The sequence below is a fragment of the Gemmatimonadaceae bacterium genome (assembly GCA_019752115.1).
Taxonomy (GTDB): Bacteria; Gemmatimonadota; Gemmatimonadetes; order Gemmatimonadales; family Gemmatimonadaceae; genus Gemmatimonas.
Window position 1 is genome coordinate 38121 of record JAIEMN010000007.1, and the last position, 20124, is coordinate 58244.

At 67.8% G+C, this 20124-nt stretch carries 25 protein-coding genes; 19 read left to right on the top strand and 6 right to left on the bottom strand.

Annotated elements, in window-relative coordinates; genetic code table 11:
- The first annotated feature begins 10 nt into the window (after positions 1–10).
- The 13 genes from rplN (at position 11) to map (ending at position 7614) form a co-directional block, all read left to right on the top strand.
- Complete coding sequence (gene rplN / locus K2R93_03475) at positions 11–379, top strand: 50S ribosomal protein L14 (GenBank protein MBY0488880.1); 369 nt, start codon at positions 11–13, stop codon at positions 377–379.
- 85 nt (positions 380–464) lie between these two features.
- On the top strand, positions 465–785 hold the full coding sequence (gene rplX, locus K2R93_03480; GenBank protein ID MBY0488881.1) for a 50S ribosomal protein L24: 321 nt from the start codon (positions 465–467) through the stop codon (positions 783–785).
- Between the two features lie 183 nt (positions 786–968).
- A complete protein-coding gene (rplE, locus tag K2R93_03485; protein ID MBY0488882.1) occupies positions 969–1565 on the top strand; it encodes a 50S ribosomal protein L5 in 597 nt (198 codons plus the stop codon).
- Positions 1566–1582: 17 nt separating this feature from the next.
- The gene (gene rpsN, locus K2R93_03490; GenBank protein ID MBY0488883.1) at positions 1583–1888 is read left to right on the top strand and encodes a 30S ribosomal protein S14; all 306 of its coding nucleotides are present in this window, start codon (positions 1583–1585) and stop codon (positions 1886–1888) included.
- A 76-nt stretch (positions 1889–1964) separates the two neighbouring features.
- Positions 1965–2366, top strand: a complete 402-nt coding sequence (rpsH, locus tag K2R93_03495) for a 30S ribosomal protein S8 (GenBank protein ID MBY0488884.1) — start codon at positions 1965–1967, stop codon at positions 2364–2366.
- Between the two features lie 14 nt (positions 2367–2380).
- Positions 2381–2920: a 50S ribosomal protein L6 gene (rplF, locus tag K2R93_03500; GenBank protein MBY0488885.1), complete on the top strand. Its 540-nt coding sequence runs from the start codon at positions 2381–2383 to the stop codon at positions 2918–2920.
- A complete protein-coding gene (gene rplR / locus K2R93_03505; protein ID MBY0488886.1) occupies positions 2920–3276 on the top strand; it encodes a 50S ribosomal protein L18 in 357 nt (118 codons plus the stop codon). The genes rplF and rplR overlap by 1 nt, the downstream gene beginning before the upstream one ends.
- Before the next feature lie 2 nt (positions 3277–3278).
- Positions 3279–4064 carry a 30S ribosomal protein S5 gene (rpsE, locus tag K2R93_03510; protein ID MBY0488887.1) on the top strand — a complete coding sequence of 262 codons (786 nt, stop codon included), beginning with the start codon at positions 3279–3281 and terminating at the stop codon, positions 4062–4064.
- A 77-nt stretch (positions 4065–4141) separates the two neighbouring features.
- The gene (gene rpmD, locus K2R93_03515) at positions 4142–4318 is read left to right on the top strand and encodes a 50S ribosomal protein L30 (protein ID MBY0488888.1); all 177 of its coding nucleotides are present in this window, start codon (positions 4142–4144) and stop codon (positions 4316–4318) included.
- 33 nt (positions 4319–4351) lie between these two features.
- On the top strand, positions 4352–4795 hold the full coding sequence (rplO, locus tag K2R93_03520; protein ID MBY0488889.1) for a 50S ribosomal protein L15: 444 nt from the start codon (positions 4352–4354) through the stop codon (positions 4793–4795).
- Positions 4796–4811: 16 nt separating this feature from the next.
- A complete protein-coding gene (gene secY / locus K2R93_03525; GenBank protein MBY0488890.1) occupies positions 4812–6158 on the top strand; it encodes a preprotein translocase subunit SecY in 1347 nt (448 codons plus the stop codon).
- Between the two features lie 10 nt (positions 6159–6168).
- Complete coding sequence (locus tag K2R93_03530; GenBank protein ID MBY0488891.1) at positions 6169–6819, top strand: adenylate kinase; 651 nt, start codon at positions 6169–6171, stop codon at positions 6817–6819.
- Positions 6820–6834: 15 nt separating this feature from the next.
- Complete coding sequence (gene map / locus K2R93_03535) at positions 6835–7614, top strand: type I methionyl aminopeptidase (protein ID MBY0488892.1); 780 nt, start codon at positions 6835–6837, stop codon at positions 7612–7614.
- A gap of 122 nt (positions 7615–7736) precedes the next feature.
- Here map and K2R93_03540 read toward each other — a convergent pair whose 3' ends face one another.
- Positions 7737–8579, bottom strand: coding sequence for a helix-turn-helix transcriptional regulator (locus tag K2R93_03540; GenBank protein ID MBY0488893.1), 843 nt, complete (start codon positions 8577–8579; stop codon positions 7737–7739).
- Positions 8580–8653: 74 nt separating this feature from the next.
- Between K2R93_03540 and K2R93_03545 the strand changes: the two genes are divergently transcribed.
- The gene (locus K2R93_03545; GenBank protein MBY0488894.1) at positions 8654–9064 is read left to right on the top strand and encodes a VOC family protein; all 411 of its coding nucleotides are present in this window, start codon (positions 8654–8656) and stop codon (positions 9062–9064) included.
- 38 nt (positions 9065–9102) lie between these two features.
- On the opposite strand, the gene K2R93_03550 is transcribed toward K2R93_03545, so the two are convergent.
- From K2R93_03550 to K2R93_03560, 3 genes are all read right to left on the bottom strand, one after another.
- Positions 9103–9927 carry a carboxypeptidase-like regulatory domain-containing protein gene (locus K2R93_03550; GenBank protein MBY0488895.1) on the bottom strand — a complete coding sequence of 275 codons (825 nt, stop codon included), beginning with the start codon at positions 9925–9927 and terminating at the stop codon, positions 9103–9105.
- Between the two features lie 12 nt (positions 9928–9939).
- Positions 9940–11469: a glutamate formimidoyltransferase gene (gene ftcD, locus K2R93_03555; GenBank protein ID MBY0488896.1), complete on the bottom strand. Its 1530-nt coding sequence runs from the start codon at positions 11467–11469 to the stop codon at positions 9940–9942.
- A gap of 74 nt (positions 11470–11543) precedes the next feature.
- Entirely contained in the window at positions 11544–12347 is an 804-nt protein-coding gene (locus tag K2R93_03560; GenBank protein MBY0488897.1) for an inositol monophosphatase, read from the bottom strand.
- A gap of 56 nt (positions 12348–12403) precedes the next feature.
- Here K2R93_03560 and trpS point away from each other — a divergent pair, with 56 nt between their 5' ends.
- The 3 genes from trpS to K2R93_03575 all read left to right on the top strand — a co-directional run bounded on the left by trpS (position 12404) and on the right by K2R93_03575 (position 15831).
- Positions 12404–13396, top strand: a complete 993-nt coding sequence (trpS, locus tag K2R93_03565) for a tryptophan--tRNA ligase (GenBank protein MBY0488898.1) — start codon at positions 12404–12406, stop codon at positions 13394–13396.
- Positions 13397–13532: 136 nt separating this feature from the next.
- Positions 13533–14861: a PilT/PilU family type 4a pilus ATPase gene (locus tag K2R93_03570; GenBank protein MBY0488899.1), complete on the top strand. Its 1329-nt coding sequence runs from the start codon at positions 13533–13535 to the stop codon at positions 14859–14861.
- Positions 14862–14931: 70 nt separating this feature from the next.
- Positions 14932–15831: a dihydrodipicolinate synthase family protein gene (locus tag K2R93_03575; protein MBY0488900.1), complete on the top strand. Its 900-nt coding sequence runs from the start codon at positions 14932–14934 to the stop codon at positions 15829–15831.
- 36 nt (positions 15832–15867) lie between these two features.
- On the opposite strand, the gene K2R93_03580 is transcribed toward K2R93_03575, so the two are convergent.
- Positions 15868–16917, bottom strand: coding sequence for an HDOD domain-containing protein (locus K2R93_03580; protein MBY0488901.1), 1050 nt, complete (start codon positions 16915–16917; stop codon positions 15868–15870).
- A 79-nt stretch (positions 16918–16996) separates the two neighbouring features.
- On the bottom strand, positions 16997–18055 hold the full coding sequence (locus tag K2R93_03585) for an HDOD domain-containing protein (GenBank protein MBY0488902.1): 1059 nt from the start codon (positions 18053–18055) through the stop codon (positions 16997–16999).
- A gap of 140 nt (positions 18056–18195) precedes the next feature.
- Here K2R93_03585 and K2R93_03590 point away from each other — a divergent pair, with 140 nt between their 5' ends.
- Both K2R93_03590 and K2R93_03595 read left to right on the top strand, forming a co-directional pair.
- Complete coding sequence (locus tag K2R93_03590) at positions 18196–18711, top strand: DUF456 domain-containing protein (GenBank protein MBY0488903.1); 516 nt, start codon at positions 18196–18198, stop codon at positions 18709–18711.
- Positions 18712–18825: 114 nt separating this feature from the next.
- Positions 18826–20121 (top strand): adenylosuccinate synthase, encoded by a 1296-nt coding sequence (locus K2R93_03595; GenBank protein ID MBY0488904.1) that lies wholly within the window; start codon positions 18826–18828, stop codon positions 20119–20121.
- Positions 20122–20124: the final 3 nt, after the last annotated feature.

Below are 20124 nucleotides of genomic sequence, written 5' to 3' on the forward strand. Positions count from 1 at the left end.
GACCTGACCCATGATCCAGCAGGAATCGGTGGTGAAGGTGGCGGACAACAGTGGTGCCAAGCGCGCCCTGGTGATCCGCGTGCTCGGCGGCACGCGCCGTCGCTATGCGGGCCTGGGTGACCGGGTCATCGTGGCGGTGAAGGACGCGCTCCCGAACGGCACGGTGAAGAAGTCGGACGTGGCGAAGGCCGTGGTGGTCCGCACGGTGAAGGAGACGCGCCGGAAGGACGGCTCGTACATCCGCTTCGACGAAAACGCGGTCGTGATCATCAACGACAACGGCGAGCCGAAGGCGACCCGTATCTTCGGCCCGGTGGCGCGCGAGCTTCGCGAGAAGCGCTACATGAAGATCGTGTCGCTGGCCCCCGAGGTGCTCTGAGATGCGCAAGAACGTGTACTACAAGACGGATCGCGGGCAGCGCCTCGGCGCGTCCCGGCACGCGCTGAAGGCCTCGCGCGAAGTGATCCACGTGACGAAGGGTGATACCGTCCGCGTGATGCGGGGCGACGACAAGGGGAAGGAGGGCAAGGTCCTCCAGGTGTACCCCAAGACGGGCCGCATCAAGGTGGAAGGCGTCAACATCGTGAAGAAGCACCGCAAGGCGCGCACGGCGGAAGAGACCAGCGGCATCATCGAGATGGCCGCACCCTTCCACGCGTCGAACGTGATGCTGCTCGATTCGAAGACCGGCAAGCCGACGCGCGTGAAGACGCGCATCGACAAGGACGGCACGAAGGAGCGCGTCGGCGTGAAGAGCGGTGAAGTGATTCCCCGTGCGCGCTGACCGGAGTAACTAGAGATGGCGACCAAGGAAAAGGGCGCCGCCAAGGGCGGCGCGAAGGGTGGGGCGAAGGCCGGTGCTGCCAAGGGCGGCGCGGGCGCGAAGGGCGGTGGCAAGGGTGGCAAGCAGGCGGGCCAGCCGCGTCAGGCCGTCGACTTCACGAAGCGGGATCATGCGGGGGCCGGCTTGCCGGCGGCCGCCCCGCGCCTCAAGACGCACTACGAGCAGACGGTCCGCGCGGCGCTGGCGAAGCAGTTCGGCTTCACCAACCCGATGGAGATTCCGACGCTCGAGAAGATCGTGATCAACTGCGGCGTGGGTGAGGCCGTGAAGCAGCCGAAGCTGCTCGACGTGGTGGTCGAGGAGTTGGCGCTGATCACGGGCCAGAAGCCGGTCCGTCGCAAGGCGAAGAAGTCGGTCGCCAACTTCGGCCTCCGCGAGGGGCAGGAGATCGGCGCGTCGGTGACGATGCGCGGCGCCCGGATGTGGGAGTTCCTCGATCGTTTCGTGACGGTGGCGTGCCCGCGTATCCGCGACTTCCGCGGCCTCGGCACGAAGTCGTTCGACGGCCGCGGCAACTACACGCTCGGCATCAAGGAGCAGATGATCTTCCCCGAGATCAACTACGACATGGTCGAGCAGATCCACGGCATGGACATCACGTTCGTGACGACGGCGTCGAAGGACGCGCATGCGTTCGCCCTGCTGCATCAGCTGGGCATGCCGTTCCGTGGCGACGACAAGCCGGTGACGCCCAAGGTGGCGCAGCCGACCGCGGCCTGATCCAGGACTAGAGACTTATGGCAAAGACGAGCAAGCTGGTCCAGAACGCGAAGCGCGCCGAGCTGGTGCAGCGGCATGCGGCCAAGCGCGCCGCGTTCAAGGCGACGATCAACAACCCGAAGAGCACGCCGGAGGAGAAGCTCCAGGCGGTGAATGCGCTGCACAAGATGCCGCGCAATTCGTCCGCGACGCGCGTGCGCAACCGCTGCAACATGAGCGGCCGTCCGCGTGGCTTCCTCCGCCACTTCGGGCTTTCGCGTATCGCCCTCCGCGACATGGCCCTCATGGGCCTGATCCCGGGCGTGCGCAAGGCCAGCTGGTAAGCGATTCCCGGCTGGATATCCATTCACTTCCTAACGGTCCGGCGTTGGCCGGATACCCTAGGAGAACCCAGAGAGCATGAGCCTCAACGACCCCATTGCCGACATGCTGACGCGCATTCGCAACGCGTGTGCTTCGAAGCACCGCCGCGTCGACATGCCGTTGTCAAAGATCAAGATCGAGATCGCGCGCATTCTGAAGGAGAACGCGTTCATCCAGGACTACCGCACGGTGGAACTCGAGGATGGCAAGAGCGTGCTCCGCGTGATCCTGAAGTACGCGCACGGGGGCCAGTCGGTCATCCGTGAAGCGAAGCGCGTCTCGACGCCGGGCCTCCGGAAGTACGTCGGCGTGACGGAAATTCCGCGCGTCCGCAACGGGCTGGGCATGGCGATCCTGAGCACGTCGAAGGGCATCATGTCGGACCGTGATGCGCGCTCTGCAAACACCGGCGGCGAGTTGCTCGCCCTGGTCTGGTAAGGAGACGCCCACACATGTCCCGTATTGGTAAGCGCCCGATTCCGGTTCCGGCCGGCGTGACCGTGGCGATCGATGGCAGCACGGTGAAGGTGAAGGGCCCGAAGGGTGAGCTCGCGCGCACCCTCGCGGCCGACATCGCCGTGGTGCAGGAAGGCAACGAGCTGCTGGTGAAGCGTCCGAGCGACGAGGAGCGCCACAAGGCGCTGCACGGCCTGACGCGTACCCTGGTGGCGAACATGGTGGAAGGCGTGACGACCGGCTTCAAGAAGACGCTGGAGATCACGGGTGTCGGCTACAAGGCCGAGATCAAGCCGTACGGCGCGCTGCTGTCGCTCGGCTTCTCGCACCAGATCGAATACAAGGCGCCGGAAGGCGTGAAGATCAGCGCGCCGAATCCGACCACGGTCGTGATCGAGGGCGCGAGCAAGGAGCACGTCGGTCAGGTCGCCGCCGAGATCCGGAGCTTCCGCAAGCCTGAGCCGTACAAGGGCAAGGGCGTCAAGTACCAGGGCGAAGTCATCCGGCGCAAGGCCGGTAAGGCGGGAGGCAAGTAATGGCCAAGATCGCGATTCCGCGGACGAACGCGGAGAAGCGCAAGCGTCGGCATCTGCGCGTGCGCAAGGCGGTGTCCGGGACGGCGGAGCGTCCGCGTCTCGTGGTGTTCCGTTCGTTGAAGCACATCTACGCCCAGATCGTGGACGACGTCGCGCAGCGCACGCTGCTGACCGTTGGCGACGAAGGGATGAACGGCACGAAGTCGGAGCGCGCGCTCGCCGTCGGCAAGGCCGCGGCGGAAAAGGCGAAGGCGGCTGGCATCTCGAAGGTCGTGTTCGACCGCGCCGGTTACCAGTACCATGGCCGGGTCAAGGCTGTGGCCGATGGCGCCCGAGAGGGCGGCCTGGAGTTTTAATCATGGCTGACGCAACGAATTCAGGAAGCAGCGCCCCGCGCACCGGTGGTGGCCCCGGCCGTGGTGGCCCGGGCGGCGGTCGTGGACGTGGCGGCCCCGGTGGCGGTCGCGGTCGTGGTCCGGGTGGCCCGGGCGCCGGTCGTGGCCGTGGTCCCGGCGGCGGTGAAGGCGGACAGGGCGGTCGCGACGGTCGCGGCCGTGGCCCGGATCGTGGCGGCCCGCAGCAGGAGCGCGAGCAGAGCGATCTGGTCGAGAACGTGATCGCGATCAATCGCGTCGCGAAGGTCGTGAAGGGTGGTCGTCGCTTCTCGTTCAACGCGCTCGTCGCGGTGGGCGATGGGCAGGGCAAGGTCGGCTTTGCCACCGGCAAGGCGAACGAAGTGTCGGAAGCGGTCCGCAAGGCCGTGGACGCCGCCCGTCGCCGCATGGTGAACATCCCGCTGACCGGCTCGACGATCCCGCACGAAGTCGTCGGCAAGCATGGCGCCGGCAAGGTCCTCATGAAGCCCGCGGCGCCCGGTGCCGGTGTGATCGCCGGTGGTGCGGTGCGTGCGGTGCTCGAGTGCGCCGGCATTCATGACATCCTCACCAAGAGCCTCGGCTCGACGAACCCGCACAACATGGTGCGGGCGGCGATCGACGGCCTGACGCACCTGATCACCGTCGAGCAGGCGGCCAAGGAGCGTGGGATCGAGGTGTCGCAGATCGGGTACAAGAGCCGCGCGAAGTCGAAGATGGAAGCGGTCAATCCGAGCAAGGCGGCCGTGGTGGCCGCGGAGGTCGCATAATGCCGCGGACATTCGTGTGGCACCCGTCGAAGGGTCCGGCCAAGACGCCCAAGCTTGAGGCGCCGACGTCGGGCAAGGTGAAGATCACGCAGGTGCGGAGCGCCATCGGCCATTCGTGGCGGATGCGCCAGACGCTTGCGGCGCTCGGCCTGCGCAATCATCAGGCGAGTGTGGTGCAGCAGGATTCCGCCTCGCTGCGCGGGCAGATCAAGAAGGTGCGTCACCTGATTCAGGTGACGCCGGTGGAGGAGTAACCCGTGGCGAACAAGACTGACGGCACCGAGAAGATCGGTCTGCACAACCTGTCGCCGGCGCCCGGCTCGCATCGCGCGCGCCGCCGGCTGGGTCGCGGCCCGGGCTCCGGCCTCGGCAAGACCTCCGGTAAGGGTCACAAGGGCTCGATGGCGCGGTCCGGCCATGGCGGTCCTGGTGGTGGCAAGCCGCACTTCGAAGGCGGCCAGATGCCCATCACGCGTCGTATCCCGAAGCGTGGTTTCACCAATCCGTTCCGTGAAGAGGCGCAGGTCGTGCGCCTCGACATGCTCGCCAAGGTGGCGGGTGATGAAGTCACGGTGGAGACGCTGACCGCCGCGGGGCTGATCCGCGCGGGTCAGGGTCCGGCGAAGCTGCTGGCGAACGGCGATGTGCCGCGGGCCTTCACGGTCAAGGGCGTGAAGATGAGCGCGGCAGCCAAGGCCAAGATCGAGGCGGCCGGCGGCCGCGTCGAATAAACCGAGAACGCAGCGCATGGCTGAGCAAAACAACGCGGCGGCCCAGGCCGTCGCCAACATCTACCGGACGCCGGAGCTCTGGCAGAAGATCACCTTCACGTTCCTGTGCATGGTGATCTATCGGGTCGGAGCGCACATCACGGCCCCGGGCATCGACGTCCAGGCGCTGTCCGACTACTTCACCCGCCAGCAGGGCGGTGGCCTTCTCGGCCTCTACGACATGTTCGTGGGTGGTGGTCTCTCGCGGGCGACGGTGTTCGCGCTCGGCATCATGCCCTACATCTCCTCGAGCATTTTCGTCCAGATCGCCGGTGCAGTGCTGCCGACGGTCGACAAGATGCAGAAGGACGAGGAAGGGCGGAAAAAGCTGACGCAGTGGACGCGCTACCTCACCGTCGTCCTGGCGATGATCCAGGCCTACGGCTTTGCGCTCTTCACCACGTCGTTGCCGGCCGCGGTCTCGCGTCCGGGCGCGTGGTTCACGGTCCAGATGATGCTCTTCCTCACCACGGGCGCGGTGTTCGTGATGTGGCTGGGCGAGCAGATCACCGAACGCGGCCTGGGCAACGGCGCCTCGCTGATCATCTTCTTCTCGATCGTCGAGCGCATGTGGCCGGCCATCTTCCAGACCTTCGGCTTCATGACGACGGGCGCGATCGCGCCGCTGGCGATCGTGGTGCTGGCGCTGGTGATGGTGGCGGTGGTGGCCGGCGTCGTGGCCATCACGGTGGCCGCGCGTCGCGTGCTCATTCAGATCCCGCAGCGCACGATGGCCCGTGGCCGTCAGCGTGAAGCGGCGCGCAACTTCATCCCGCTGCGCATCAACACGGCGGGCGTGATGCCGATCATCTTCGCCAACTCGGTGATCGTGATTCCGGGCGCGCTCGCGCAGTTCAGCGGCAACGCGAAGATGCAGGAGATTGCGGAGTACTTCAATCCGCAGGGCCCGAACCCGTGGCTCTACTTCATCCTGTTCTCGATCCTCACGCTCCTGTTCACGTACTTCTACACGTCCATCATCTTCAATCCGGTCGACCTGGCCGAGAACCTGAAGAAGCAGGGCGGGTTCGTGCCGGGCATCAAGCCGGGTGCGAAGACGGCGGAGTACATCGAAGAAGTCGTGGAGCGCATCACGCTGCCCGGCGCCATCTTCCTGACGTTCATTGCGCTGATGCCGATCGTCATCGCGCGGCTGGTGAACGTGCCCTTCGCGTTCGGCGGCACGTCGCTGCTGATCGTCGTGGGCGTGGCACTCGATACGATGGCGCAGATGCAGCAGCACCTGCTGCTCCGGAAGTACGACGGCTTCATGAAGAAGGGCCGCGTCCGCTTCCGTGGCCGCCAGGCTACGCAGGGTTTCTGAGGACATTGCGTTGATCATCGTCCTGCTCGGTCCCCCGGGCGCGGGCAAGGGTACCCAGGGCGAGCGGCTTGCCGCTCGCCTTGGTGTTCCCAAGATCGCGACGGGTGATGTACTCCGCGCCGCGGTACGCGACGGCACGCCTCTGGGTCTCGAGGCCAAAGCCGCCATGGATCGCGGCGATCTGGTTCCCGACAGCGTCATCATGGGAATCATGAAGGAAGCGCTGGCCGCCCCCACGTCGGCCAATGGCGCGATCCTCGATGGTGTCGTGCGGACGACGCCGCAGGCGGAAGGGCTGACCGATACGCTCTCGGCGCTCGGTCGGACGCTCGACGCCGTCCTGCTCTTCGATATCGACGAGGACGAACTGGTGCGCCGCCTCAGCGGCCGGACCACCTGCGATGTCTGTCAGCGGCCGTTCTTCGGCCGCGAGCCGGGCGAGAAGTGCGGCGTGGACGGGCACCAGCCGGAAGGCACGCTCGTGCGCCGCAAGGACGACGAGCCGGAAGCCATCCGCAAGCGCATGCAGGTCTATCGCGACCAGACGGCGCCGGTGATCGCGTGGTACGACGCGCATGGCGCGAACCTGGTGCGCATCGACGCGCTCGGCTCCCTCGAGGACGTCGAAGCGCGCGTCTACACGGGCCTCGGCCTCAACTGAGGCCGAGGAACCCCCATGGCTTTCGGTAGCAACACCGCCCCCTCGTCGTTGCTCAAGTCCCCGCGCGAAATCGAGATCATGGCGCGCGGTGGCGCGCTGCTGCACCAGACGCTCATGCACCTCAAGGCGCATGTGCGTCCGGGCATCACGACCGGTGAACTCGACCAGCTCTGCGAGTCGTTCATTCGCTCGCACGCCGGCGCGGAACCGGCGTTCAAGGGGCTCTACGGCTTTCCCGGCAGCGCCTGCATCTCGATCAACGAGGAGATCGTGCACGGCATTCCGTCGCGGAAGCGCGTGCTGCACGATGGCGACATCGTGACGCTCGATGTGGGCGTGAAGCTGGAAGGGATGTTCACCGACTCGGCGATCACCGTACCGGTCGGGACGATCGACGCCGACACCGAAAAGCTGCTCGATGTGACGCGCCGTTCGCTCGATGCCGGCATCGCGGCGGCGGTGGCCGACAATCATGTCGGCGATATCGGGGCAGCGGTGCAGGCGGTCGTGGAAGCGGAAGGCTTTTCGGTGGTGCGGGAGCTCGTCGGGCACGGCGTGGGCTTCTCGCCGCACGAGGAGCTGCAGATCCCGAACTACGGCAAGCCGAAGCGCGGCAAGAAGCTGAGCGTGGGGCTCACGATCGCCATCGAACCGATGGTGAATGTGGGGACGGCCAAGACGCGTACCCTGTCGGACAAGTGGACGGTCGTGACGGCGGACGGGAAGCGCTCGGCGCACTTTGAGCATACCGTGGCCATCACTGAGGCCGGTCCGCGGATCTTGACGCTGAGTTGAGATCGTTGAACTGATCGCACAGAGGACACAGGGGCACAGAGGACACAGGGCATCGCTCTCGTGTCCTTTTTCTTTTGACATCGCAGGAACTGATTACGCAGAGAAAAGGGGAAAAGGAGAAATCAAACCCGGCGTGGTTCGATTTCTCCTTTTCCCCTATTCTCTGCGTGATCTGTTCTGAAGGCGCCTGAGGTTGGCTTGCCGGGCGTGGTGCCGGTCACGGACTTGAAGGCGTGAATGAACGCGCTCGTGCTGCTGTAGCCGGCGGCGATGCCGGCTTGGGCGACGTTGTCGCCTTGGGCGAGGCGAGAGATGCTGTGAATGATGTTGGCGCGCTGGTGCCAGGCGCCCAGGGAGAGACCGGTGTCCGCGTGAAAGAGGCGTTCGAGGGTGCGACGGGCGGCGCCGCTGTGGCGTTCGAGGTGGAGCGCGGCGAGGGGCGTGCCGGGGGCCATCAGGATGCGCGACGCGGCGCGTTCGGCGCGCGGGTCGCGCGGGAGTGGTAGATCCACCGGAAGGCTTGGGGCGGCGCAGGCTGCGGCCAGTTCATCCACGAGCAGGGCGATCACATGCGTGTCGCTCGCGATGGCGCTGGTGAGCGTATCCCGTTCGATCGCCCGGCGCAGGAGCTCGCGCAGCAGTGGCGGGAAGGCGACGAGGCGCGGCGTTTTCGCAATCGCGCGACTGCGTGTGCGCGTGAGGTAGACGGTGCGCAGGACGCCGCGGCCAATGAGCGTGACGTCGTTGGGGGTGCCCGGCGGGAGCCAGAGCGCGCGGCCGGTGGGGACGATCCAGAGGGCGCCCTCGATCGTGGCGGTGATGGCGCCCTGCGACGCCCAAAGGAGCTGCCCCCAGTCCACGTGCCGGCCGGCCCAGCGGTAGCCGCTGGAGAAGCCCACGGCGGCGGTGCGCACGGCGATCCGTTCTGGGGCCGACCGACCGGAGGGCTGGCGTGATATCGACATCCCATGACGATATAGCGCAAGACCGCCAGCCGCTGGGGGGCGACCTTCACGGCGACTCTTCTTTCGAGGCCCGCATGTCCCAGCCCCCCGTGTCCCCCGTCCGCCACTTTGCGATCAATGCCGATGACTGTGCGCGTGCGCAGGCCTTCTACGGCGCCGTGTTCGGCTGGCGCTTCGAGGCCTGGGGACCGCCGGGGTTCTTCATGATCGAGACCGGCTCCACGCCGGAGACCCCAGCGATCCTGGGGTCGCTGCAGCAACGGCGCACCCTGGTGGCGGGCGAGCGCATGACGGGCTTCGAGTGCACGATTGCCGTGCCGGATATCCATGCCGCCGAACGGGCGATCCGCGAGGCCGGCGGGGAGATCCTCATGCCCATTGCGACGATTCCGACGGTCGGGCACCTGCTGTGGTTCCGCGACCCGGAGGGGAATGTGGCGGGGGCGATGCAGCCCGATGCCACGCCCTTCGCGCCGGAGGTGTAGGCGCGGGCGTGCCGTGGTGGATCAACGACCGCCGCGCGTCAGCTCTTGAGCCAAATCACGACGGCGCCACACGCGGCATTTCCGCCCTTGTTGAAGCGGACGGGGAGGTTGGCCACGGTGTAGTACTCGATCGCGGCGATCTGCGTCCCATCGATGCTGCCGAGGTCGAGCAGGGGCTCGCCCATGCGACCCGCGTAGCGCACCAGATCGTCGACGATCACGATGGGATAGCAGGCCTTCGGGGCGCCCATTTTGACGTCGACCTCGTCGCCGCGTGGCTGATTGAGCACGCTGATCACGCCCCGCGACGTCATGAAGACCGTGCGCGAATTGAACCGCGCCAGCCGCAGAGACGGGACTCGCGCCACGACCTCGGTGGCCCACGCGCGGCCATCGGTGGACTTCAATTCGTCGGCGCTGATGAAGTGCCCGTTGCCGACCTTCCGGCGCTCGTCAAAGCCATCCATCCAGAGCGCGCGTCGCGGATCCGACGACCGTGCGGCCGCGGCGGTGACCGCCACGGTACGCAGTTGCTGCACATCGCGGCGCAGCGGCAGCTCCAGCTCGGCGCGGCCGTTGGCGTTGACGGAGATCGTCTGGCTGTACGGCTCGAAGCCCACCGCCCGCACCATGATCTGCTTCACGCCGGCTGGAACGCGCGGCAGTTCGAAGCGGCCGCTGCTATCGGTGCGGACACTGTCGGTGGTGCCGATGCGCACCATCGCATTGGCGATGGGCGTATTGAGTGAATCGACCACCACCACGCCGGCGACGGTACCGACGCGTTCGGGAGCGGATTGCGCCGACACGCGTGGCGCCACCAGGGCACTGCCGCACAGCAGAAACATCGCGACGCCACGCATGGTCGGCTCCGGTTACGCGGTCATGGCCTTCTCGGCGGCCGCCTCGGCGCGGCGCGCGTGTGCACTCGCCTGCGCAATGGCCTCGCGCGCCGCGGCGGCAAGCTCGGCGCCGCGGGCGGCCCCCTCGGCATCGAGCGCAACGACGTTGATGCGGACGTTGAGGGCGGCGCCCTTGCAGGCGGCTTCGGCCATCAGCGCGGCGACGCACGAATCGGTCACGGCGTTCGTGTTGCCACGTTCGGCGAGCGAGGCCGCGAGTGCGGTGACACGTACGGCGGCGCGCGCCGTCTCGAGCGGCACCTCGGCGGCGAACAGGAGCGCCTCGCGCACCGCCGTGGCGCGCGCGGCCTGCTCGGCCTCGGTGTCCTTGGGGAGCTTGTAGGCGGCACTCACCGTGTCGTAGCTCGCGGCGTCGCGCGCCACGAGGCCGGCGAGTTCGCGCCGCAGCGCGCTCGCCTCGAGCGCGATGGCCTTCATCTCCTCTTCCACGGCCGCGTACTTCTTGCGCCCCACCGTGAGAGCGCTGACCATCTGCGCCACCGCGGCCGAGAGCGCGCCGACGTGCGCGGCCACACTGCCCCCACCGGGGGTCGGATCGGAGCTCGCCACCCGCGACATGAAGCCGTCGACCGATTCACCGCCGGACACCGCATCGCGCACCTTGGTCTCGAGCAGCATCGCTTTGGAGAAGCCGCGCAGCTGCACATGCCGCGCGCCCGCTTCCAGCAGCACGCGCTCGGGCACCAGCCCCACGATCTCGCTCCACGTGGGCACGACGCCATACGCCGCTGCCTCGGTCTTCACGTACTCGAAGACCCGATGCAGCGGCGTCTTCTCGGTATCGACGAGGTTCATGGACACCTGCGCCTGGCCATCGACCTCCATGCCCAGCCCCTTCACATAGCGCAGACCGCCACTGGAGCCACGAATGGCCTTCGCGACTTCCTTGGCCACGGGAAGGTTGCTCTTGTCGCCGAGGTAGACGTTGTAGGCCACGAGGAACGGGCGCGCGCCCACCGCGGTGGCGCCGGCCGTGGGGTGCAGCTCGGCGTTGCCGAAATCGGGCTTCCGCGCGGCGTTCGTCTTCACCTCGTCGCGCAGCCCTTCGAACTCGCCGCGGCGTACATCGGCGAGGTTTTCGCGCGCCGGTGTGGTGGCCGCGCGTTCGTAGAGATAGACCGGGATGCCCAGCTCGCTGAAGGCCCGCGCGCCCAGTTCGCGGGCGAGCGCCACACAGTCGTCCATCGTGGCGCCCTCGAGCGGAATGAACGGCACGACGTCGGTGGCCCCGATGCGCGGATGCTCGCCCTGATGCTGGGTGAGGTCGATGCGATCGCGCGCGACCTGCATGGCCGCCAACGCGGCGGGGACGGCCGCGTCGAGCTTGGCGACGAACGTGATCACGGTGCGGTTGTGCGACGCATCGCTGGACACGTCGAGCACCGTGGCGCCCGGGGTGTTGGCAATGGCATCACGGATCGCGCCGATCACTTCCGGGTCGCGGCCGTTGGAGAAGTTCGGGACGCACTCAACGAGACTCATAGGGAGAGCGGGCGGCAGGTGGGTAAATCAAGGAGCCAGGGGGGAGGATCGAGGGGGGAGAGCCCTCTCCGTCGCTACGCGTGCTGCAGAATCTCCAGCAGCCAGTCATGAAGATGGCCGTTGGATGCCACGACCGGACCGCCGATGAGGCGCGCGTCGTTGCCGTCGAGATCGGTAACACGACCGCCCGCTTCGCGGACCAGCAGTGTAGCGGCCGCCATGTCCCATGGGTTGAGGAACAGCTCCCAGAAGGCGTCGAAGCGGCCCTGTGCCACATCGGTGAGATCGAGGGCGGCTGAGCCGGCGCGACGCATGCCGGCCACGAGGGGCATCAGGGTGCGCAGTTGGCGGACATAGCGATCGGCGCTGGTGACGTCCTTGAAGGGGAAGCCGGTCCCGATGAGCGCCCGCGGCGGCGTGGTCAGCGTGGAGACGTGCAGCGGCGTGTCGTCGCGGAACGCGCCACCGCCGGCGGTGGCGTGATACAGGCCGCCGCGGGCGGTGTCGCAGATGACCGCAGCCTGCGGCGCGCCGTCGAGCGCCACGCAGATGGAGACGCAGTAGTTCGGGAAGCCGTGCAGGAAGTTCGTCGTGCCATCGAGGGGGTCCACGATCGCGACCAGCCCCTCTTCGGTGCCACCGCCGCCGAGTTCTTCACCGACGACGCGGATCTCGGGGGCGGCCTGCTCGAAGTGCCGGCGGATCATCGCTTCGGCACCGAGGTCCACTTCGCTCACGAAGTCGGTGGCGCTCTTTTCCTCCCACACCAGCGCATGGCGGGTGTGCGCCTTTTCGGCGATGAACGCCGAGGCGGCGCGGGCCGCGTCGGCGGCGACGGTGCGCCAGGCGAGGCGCTGCTGGGAGCTGGGAGCGGACATCCGGAGGCGTGTCGAGTGCGTTGCTGGGGAGAGACCGGGCGGATTACGTTTGAAGGATGGCACGCATCTTCAGTGGCATCCAGCCTTCGGGCGAACTGCACATCGGGAATTACCTCGGGGCGGTCAAAAATTGGGTCTCCCTCCAGGAGCAGCATCCGGGGGCGATCTACTGCGTGGTGGACTACCACGCGATCACCGGGGCCTACGACCCCGACCTCCTGCGAGCCCGACGGCTGGGGATGGCCAAGTCGCTGCTGGCGTCGGGGATCGACCCGGCCAAGGCGGTGCTGTTCATGCAGAGCGACGTGCCCGAGCATACCGAGCTGTCGTGGATCTTCACGACCATCGTGCCCATCGGCGACCTTGAGCGGCAGACGCAGTACAAGGACAAGTCGTCGAAGATGGAGAGCATCCCGGCCGGGATCCTGATGTACCCCGTGCTTCAGGCCGCCGACATCCTGCTGTACCGGGCGGACAGCGTGCCGGTCGGGGAGGATCAGGTGCAGCATCTCGAACTGGCGCGCGATACCGCCCGCAAGTTCAACGCGAAGTTTGGCGTGGAGTACTTCCCGGAGCCCAAGCCGCTGCTGACCCCCACGCGGCGCATCATGGGCCTCGACGGCAATGCCAAGATGTCCAAGTCGCTCGGCAACACGATCGGGCTGCTCGAAAGCGACGACGAGATCTGGCAGAAGCTGCGGCCGGCGGTCACCGACCCGGCGCGCGTGCGGAAGACGGATCCGGGCAATCCGGACGTCTGCAACATCTTCCAGCTGCACAAGGCGTTCAACGACGAGGCCACCCAGGCCCACGTGGCGCAGCAGTGCCGCAGTGCGGGGTGGGGGTGCATGGACTGCAAGAAGGTCCTGCATGAAGGGATGATCCGCGAACTGACGCCGATCCGTCGCCGGGCGGAGGCGCTGGACGCCAACCCGCAGCAGGCCCTGGATGCGATCGCCGACGGCGGTCGTGCGGCCCGGGAAATCGCGCAAACGACGATGCGCGAAGTACGGGACATCATCGGCCTCGACCCGCTGCGTTTGTCGTGACGGGTGGTGCCGCGTACCAAACGGTACGCGGCGCCCACGGGCGTGCTGGAGCGGCGGGTACGCGTTGCGGGGGGCGGAATGAACCGTCTCTCCAACGGAGTCCCTCGTTCCCTCCCGCCCGTGCTTTGGATTCTCCGTGGCCATTGAACGCATTCTCAAGGCAGCCGTCGACCGTGGTGCATCCGATGTGCACATCAAGGCCGGCGACATGGTACGCGCCCGCATCGACGGGCGCCTGGTCGCGCTGACCAAGCAGGCGCTGACGGCCGAGCAGACGCAGAACATCGCGGTCCACCTGCTGGGGCATGAGGCGTCGAAGATCGATCTGGAGGCGCTGCGCGACCACGACTGTTCCTGGGCCGCCGATCAGGTCGGCCGGTTCCGCGTGAACATTCTGCGACAGCGGGCCTCGTTCTCGATTGTGTGCCGTGTGATTCCCGAGAATGTGCCGACCGTCGCGTCGCTGCATCTTCCGCCCGTGCTGACGCGCATCGCGCACACGGAGCGTGGCATGGTCCTGGTGACCGGCGTGACCGGATCGGGTAAGTCGAGCACCATGGCGGCGCTGGTGAACGAGATCAACGCGAGCTACGAGAAACACATTCTCACGCTCGAGAATCCCATCGAGTTCCTGCACACCGACATCAAGGCGTCGGTGACACAGCGCGAGGTGGGGGTGGACACTGACAGTTTCCGTCACGGACTGCGGGCGGCGCTGCGTCAGGATCCGGATGTCATCCTGATCGGTGAGATGCGCGACGCCGAAACGATCGACACGGCCATGAAGGCGGCCGAGACGGGGCATCTGCTCATCTCCACGCTACATACACCGGATGCGCAGAGCACGATCGTGCGTATCATGGCGATGTTCCCGCCCGAGGAGCAGCAGGTCGTGCGGATGCGTCTGGCGGAGTCGCTGCATGCGGTGGTGAGCCAGCGCCTGCTGCCGCACAAGAGCGGCAAGGGGCGCGTGGTGGCGGCCGAGGTGATGATCGTGTCGAGCACCATCCGCGACCTCATTGCCGAGGGGCGCATCGCCGAGATCCGTGACTACATGGCCGACGGCGCCCAGTATGGGATGCAGACGTTCGACCAGCATCTCACCGAGCTGGTGAACAAGGGCGAGGTGTCGTTCGATGTGGCGAAGGCGGCGGCGACCAACCCCGCGGACTTCGAGCTGCACTTCACCATGGGGAAGGGACGGCGCACGCCGCTGGGCGTACCGTCCATCGATCCCAAGAAGCGGCAGACCGTTCCGGGCGGGGCACCGGCGGCCCGTCGCACCGCGCCCCGTGGGGTGTCCACGCAGTCAACCAAGGCGCCCAGTCCGCTCGGGACGGGCGCGACGCTGCCGCCCCTGGCCACCAGCCCGACGAGCCACGAGTCGGTCTCGAGCCCCAACCCGTTCGGGGTCAATGATGCGTCGTTCAGCAGCGGGTTCGAGAACCTGTTCGGCACCGGCTGACCAGCGCCCCCGATGATGTGCCGGCCCGGCCGCTCCGCAGAGGAGCCGCCGGGCCGTTAGCTTTGAGGCCATGACGCTACCAGCTCTGGGCGGGCTCATGGTCCCCGCCGTCTCGACGTTCGCCGCGAACGGCGATCTGGATCGCGCGGCGTTTCAGCGCAACATCGACCAGCATCTCGCCTTCGGCATGGACGGCGTGCTTGTCGCCGGCTCGAGCGGCGAGTCGGCGCTGCTGGACGACGAGGATCGTCGCCAACTGCTGACCTGGGCGCGCGAACGCGTGCCGACCGACAAGTGGTTGCTGATGGGGATCGGCAGCGAGAGCACGCGCCAGACCATTGCGCGCGCGCACGATGCCAAGCGACTCGGGGCGAGTGCGGTGCTGGTGATCTCGCCGCACTACTTCCTCAAGCGCATGACCGAAGAGGCGCTGGTGGCGCACCATCGGGCCGTCGCCGACGCCAGTCCGCTGCCGGTGCTGCTCTACAACATGCCGGCGTACGCGCACGTCGTGCTGAGCGCGGCGCTGGTGCACGAGCTGGCGCAGCATCCGAACGTGATCGGCATGAAGGACAGCGCCGGCAACCTGCCGATGCTCGAGCAGTATCTCGCGGCGCAGAGCGACACGTTCCGCGTGCTCACGGGCAGTGGCGGCACGGTGGTGCCGGCGCTCGAGCGGGGGGCGTCGGGGGCGATCCTCGCGATCGGTCTCTACGCGGGGCCGACGGTGCGTCGCATGGTGGATCTGTATCGTCAGGGGCAGCGTGACGAAGCCGCGGCGATGCAGCAGCGGCTGGTGCCGATCGCGACGGAGATCGGCGGGGCGCTGGGTCCGGCCGGCATCAAGGCGGCCATGGACCTGGTGGGGTTGAGCGGCGGCCCGCCGCGTTCGCCGCTGCTGGCCGCCAGCGACGCCGAGCGCGCCAAGATTCGCGCGGTGCTGACGGAGGCCGGCGTCCTGCCGGCCTGACCACCGAGGGGGCGCTGAGGATCCCTCGGGGGGGCCTCAGCGGAAGGTGACGTCCAGCCGCTCGAGGACGGCGGCGAGGCGGTCGTGATCCATCTTCACCTTGCCGTCGAAGAGCACGCTGCGCGTATCGAAGCGGTCGTTGCGCGTCATGGCATGGTCGAGCGCTTCGGCGACGTAGACCACTTCGGCGAGCGGGTTGGGCATGCCGTCACCGCTCCGGCGGTGATGGGCGCCAATCGCGCGAGCGGCGCGCGGCCCCATGTTCCACGCTTCGGCTGCCATCGCCCCCAGCGTCTCGTGCAGGTCCATGAGCAGCGACTTGGTGAACCCTGGCGTGAGCTTCACATCGCGCCGCAGTTTCGAGCGCAGCGCGCTGATGCGATCGAAGATCACCAGCTTGCCCACATCGTGCAGCAGCGCGATGGCAAAGGCCTCATCGGGATCGACCGACAGCAGCGGCGCGAGGGAGCGCGCCAGTGGTGCCGTACGCACCATGTGCTGCCACACATCGCCCGCCATGGCGTCGAACTCGCCACCGGGGCGACTCAGCACCCCGTCGATGGCGTTCGAAAAGATCAGGCTGCGCGTCCCGGCCATCCCGATGCGGTCGATCGCCTGACTGATCCCGATCACCGGCGCCTTGCCCGCACCATACGCGGCGCTGTTGGCGCAGCGCAGCAGCGACTGCACGAGTGAGGGGTCGTCGGAGAGCTTCTCGGCGAGTTGCGGGCGCGTCAGGTTCGGATCATCGCACAGCGCGAGTGAGGTCTGCGCCGCCGAGGGGAGGCGCCGAATCATGTCGTCGGGCCCCTTGGCCACCAGCTCCAGCAGCGCCGGCGCGTCGGGCGAGGCCTTCGCCTCGGGATCAATCCCGAGGGTGGCAATGAGCAGATCCGTCGGCGCCGGTGGCGGCGGCTCGTTGTACGGATCGAGAAAGACGAGCTCGGTCGACGACGCGGCGTCGTCTTCGTGCTCCCGGTCGCGGTCGCGTTCGCGTTCTCGGTCGCGCTCACGCGTCGCGGTTGGTGTGGTCTTCCCCTTGGCGCTGTCACCGCCAAAGAGTTGTCCCCAGAACTTGCCAGCCATGTAGGTGCCACCGAGAAAGGCACGACATCGGGCGGATCATCGGTCCACGTCGACCGACGACTCAAGACGCCCGGATGCGTCAGACGATCGGAATCTCCCAGGCATCCAGCACCTTCATGAGGCGCTGCAGATCCGCGGTGATCTTGCCATCGAACCACACGCGATGGAGATCAACGGCCATGCCCCGCCGCACCGCATGATCGGCGAGTTCGGCGACGTAGGTGATTTCGGCGAGCGTGTTCGGTTCGCCGTCGCTGGTGCGGCAGTGATGGAAGCCGATGGCGCGCGCGGAGCGCTCGCCCATGCCCCATGTGCGCGCTGCGAGGGCACCGAGGGGTTCGTGCAGGGAGTTGAGCAGCGCGTCCGTGAACGCCGGGGCCAGCTTCACGTCGCGGCGCTTGGTGGAACGGAGCGCCGAGATCCGATCGAAGATCACGAGCTTGCCGACGTCGTGCAGCAGGGCAATCGCGAACGCCTCGTCGCCATTGGCGTCGAACGCCTGCGCGAGCGCGCGTGCAATGGGCGCGGTGCGGACCATGTGGTTCCACACCTCGTTGGCCATGCCGTTGAATTCCCCGCCGGGGCGGCTCAGGACGCCGTCCACCGCGTTGGCGAAGATGATGCTGCGCGCGCCGGCCACGCCGATGCGATCAAGCGCGGGCTCGATGCTGATCACCGAGTCCTTGCCGGCGCCGAAGGCGGCGCTGTTGGCGGTCTTGAGCAGGGCCTGCACGAGCGCCGGGTCCGAGGCGAGCTTTTCGGCCAGCTGGCGACGGGTCAGTCCCGGATCGTCACAGAGGGCGAGGCTGGCCTGCGCCGCGGAGGGCAGCTGGCGAACCATCGCATTCGGGCTGCTGCTGAGCAGGTCGAGCAGATCGGGGCCGTCGGGCGAGTCCTTGAGTGCCGGATGCTGCCGCAGCTGGGCGATCAGTTCTTCGGTCGGGGTCGGCGGGGGCGGCGGGACCGGTGCCGGATGCTCGAGGAAGGCGACATAGGCTTCAGGCGCGATCTCGGCGGCCGGCTCGGGAGCAGTGGTCGGGGTCGGCTCGATGGCCGCGACGGATGGCCGCGACGCGGTGGCGGCGGCGCCTCCCGATCCGAATGCCTGCTTGACCTTGCTGAACCAGCCGAATGCCATTGCGATGCTCCCTGCCGACAAAGAGTGCGGTGTGCTGCGATACACAGGGTGACGAGTGTTTGCGTCGTGATGTAACGCACGGATAGGACCTTCTTTCCTAACGATGAAACCTGTCGTTGGACCATGACGTACCGTTCACCATGCTGAGTGGTCTTCTGCTCGTTGCCGCGCTCCTCGTTGGCCTGGCGCTGGTCCCCCTGGGACTCCCGGGGCTGTGGGGCATGCTCGGCGCGACGCTGCTGCACTGGGTGGTCGTGCCGGCGGGCCCCATCGGGCCGGTGACCTTTGGGGTGGTCGCGGCGCTGGTCGTGGTGGCCGAGGTGCTGGAGTTCACCATTGCCGGCCGGTATGCGCGCGAGCACGGGGGGAGCCGGCGGGCGTCGTTCGGGGCCATCCTGGGCGGTCTGGTGGGGGCCGTGCTGGGCGTACCGGTGCCGGTGGTGGGCTCGATGCTCGGCGCCTTTGCCGGCGCCTTCGTCGGCGCGCTTCTGGGGGAGCTGACCGTGGCCAAGGCGCAGCGCGGCGAACCGGTGCGGGTCGCACGCGGGGCCCTGCTCGGGCGCGTGGCGGCCGCGGCCGTGAAGACGGGCATCGGCGTGGCCATCGTGGCGCTGGTCGGCGCGCTGCTGCTGACTGGGCGATTGACGGGCGGTTGAGCGCGTCCGACGCATTGCTTCGGCTCGGTGAGGAGCTAGATTCCAACAACGCCCCGCGGACCGTCCGCGGGGCGTTTTTTGTGGGCGGCCGAGTCGGCTGCCGGAGACAACCGCATGTTCGATTCGACGACGCGCACCGTGGTCGTGGTGGGCTCGCAGTGGGGCGATGAAGGGAAGGGCAAGCTCGTGGACGTGCTGGCCGAGCGCGCCGATTGGGTGGTGCGCTACCAGGGCGGCGCGAATGCCGGTCATACGGTGCACATCGGGGACAAGTCCTTCATCCTGCACCAGATCCCGAGCGGGATCCTGCACCCGGGCGTGCGGTGCGCGATCGGCAACGGCGTGGTCATGGACCCGGAGACGCTGTTCGTCGAGATCGACAAGCTCGTGGCCGACGGGATCGACGTGGAGGGGCGTCTCTATGTGAGCGAGCGCGCCCATCTCGTGATGCCCTACCACAAGCTGGTGGACAAGGCGAGCGCGGCGAGCAAGGCGATCGGCACGACCGGTCGCGGCATCGGTCCGGCCTACGAAGACAAGGTGGCGCGTCGTGGGGTGCGCGTGCTGGACCTGCGCAACACCGACCGCCTCCGGGAGCTGGTGACCGCCGGCGTGGAGCGCGCCAATGCGCAGCTCGAGCGCAGCGGCTCCGACGTGCGTGCGAGTGTGGATGAGACGATGGTCACGCTGGGCGCCCTCGCGCCGCGTCTGCTGGGGCTCGCCGAGGACGTCGGGCTGTGTGTGCACCGCGCGATCAAGAATGGCGCCGCGGTGCTGCTGGAAGGCGCGCAGGGCTCGCTGCTGGACGTGGATCACGGTACGTATCCGTTCGTGACGTCGAGCAACACGACGGTGGGTGGGGCGGCCACGGGCGTGGGCATTTCGCCGATGTCGCTGCAGTGCGCGCTGGGCGTGGTGAAGGCGTATACGACGCGCGTCGGCAACGGCCCGCTGCCCACCGAGCTCGAGGAGCCGCTGCACAGCCATGTGCGCGCGCTGGGCCATGAGTTCGGGGCCACGACCGGGCGTCCGCGGCGCTGCGGCTGGTTTGACAGCGTGGTGGTGCGCTACGCCGCGCGCGTGAACGGGCTCACCGGGCTCGCGATCACGAAGGTGGATGTGCTCGATACGCTCGACCAGCTGGCGATCTGCACGGGGTACGAGATCGACGGGGAGGTGCACACCGAGTTCCCGGCCGATCTCTCGCTCCTCGAGCGGGCGAAGCCGATCTACGAGTGGCTGCCGGGGTGGAAGACGAGCACGCAGGACTGCCGCACGCTCGACGAGCTGCCGGCGGCGGCGCGGGCGTATATCGACCGGCTCGAGGCGTTGTGTGAGACGCCGGTCAGCTATGTGAGCGTGGGTACGCGCCGCGATCAGATCATCGCGGTGCACGCCGCCGCGCTGTAAGCG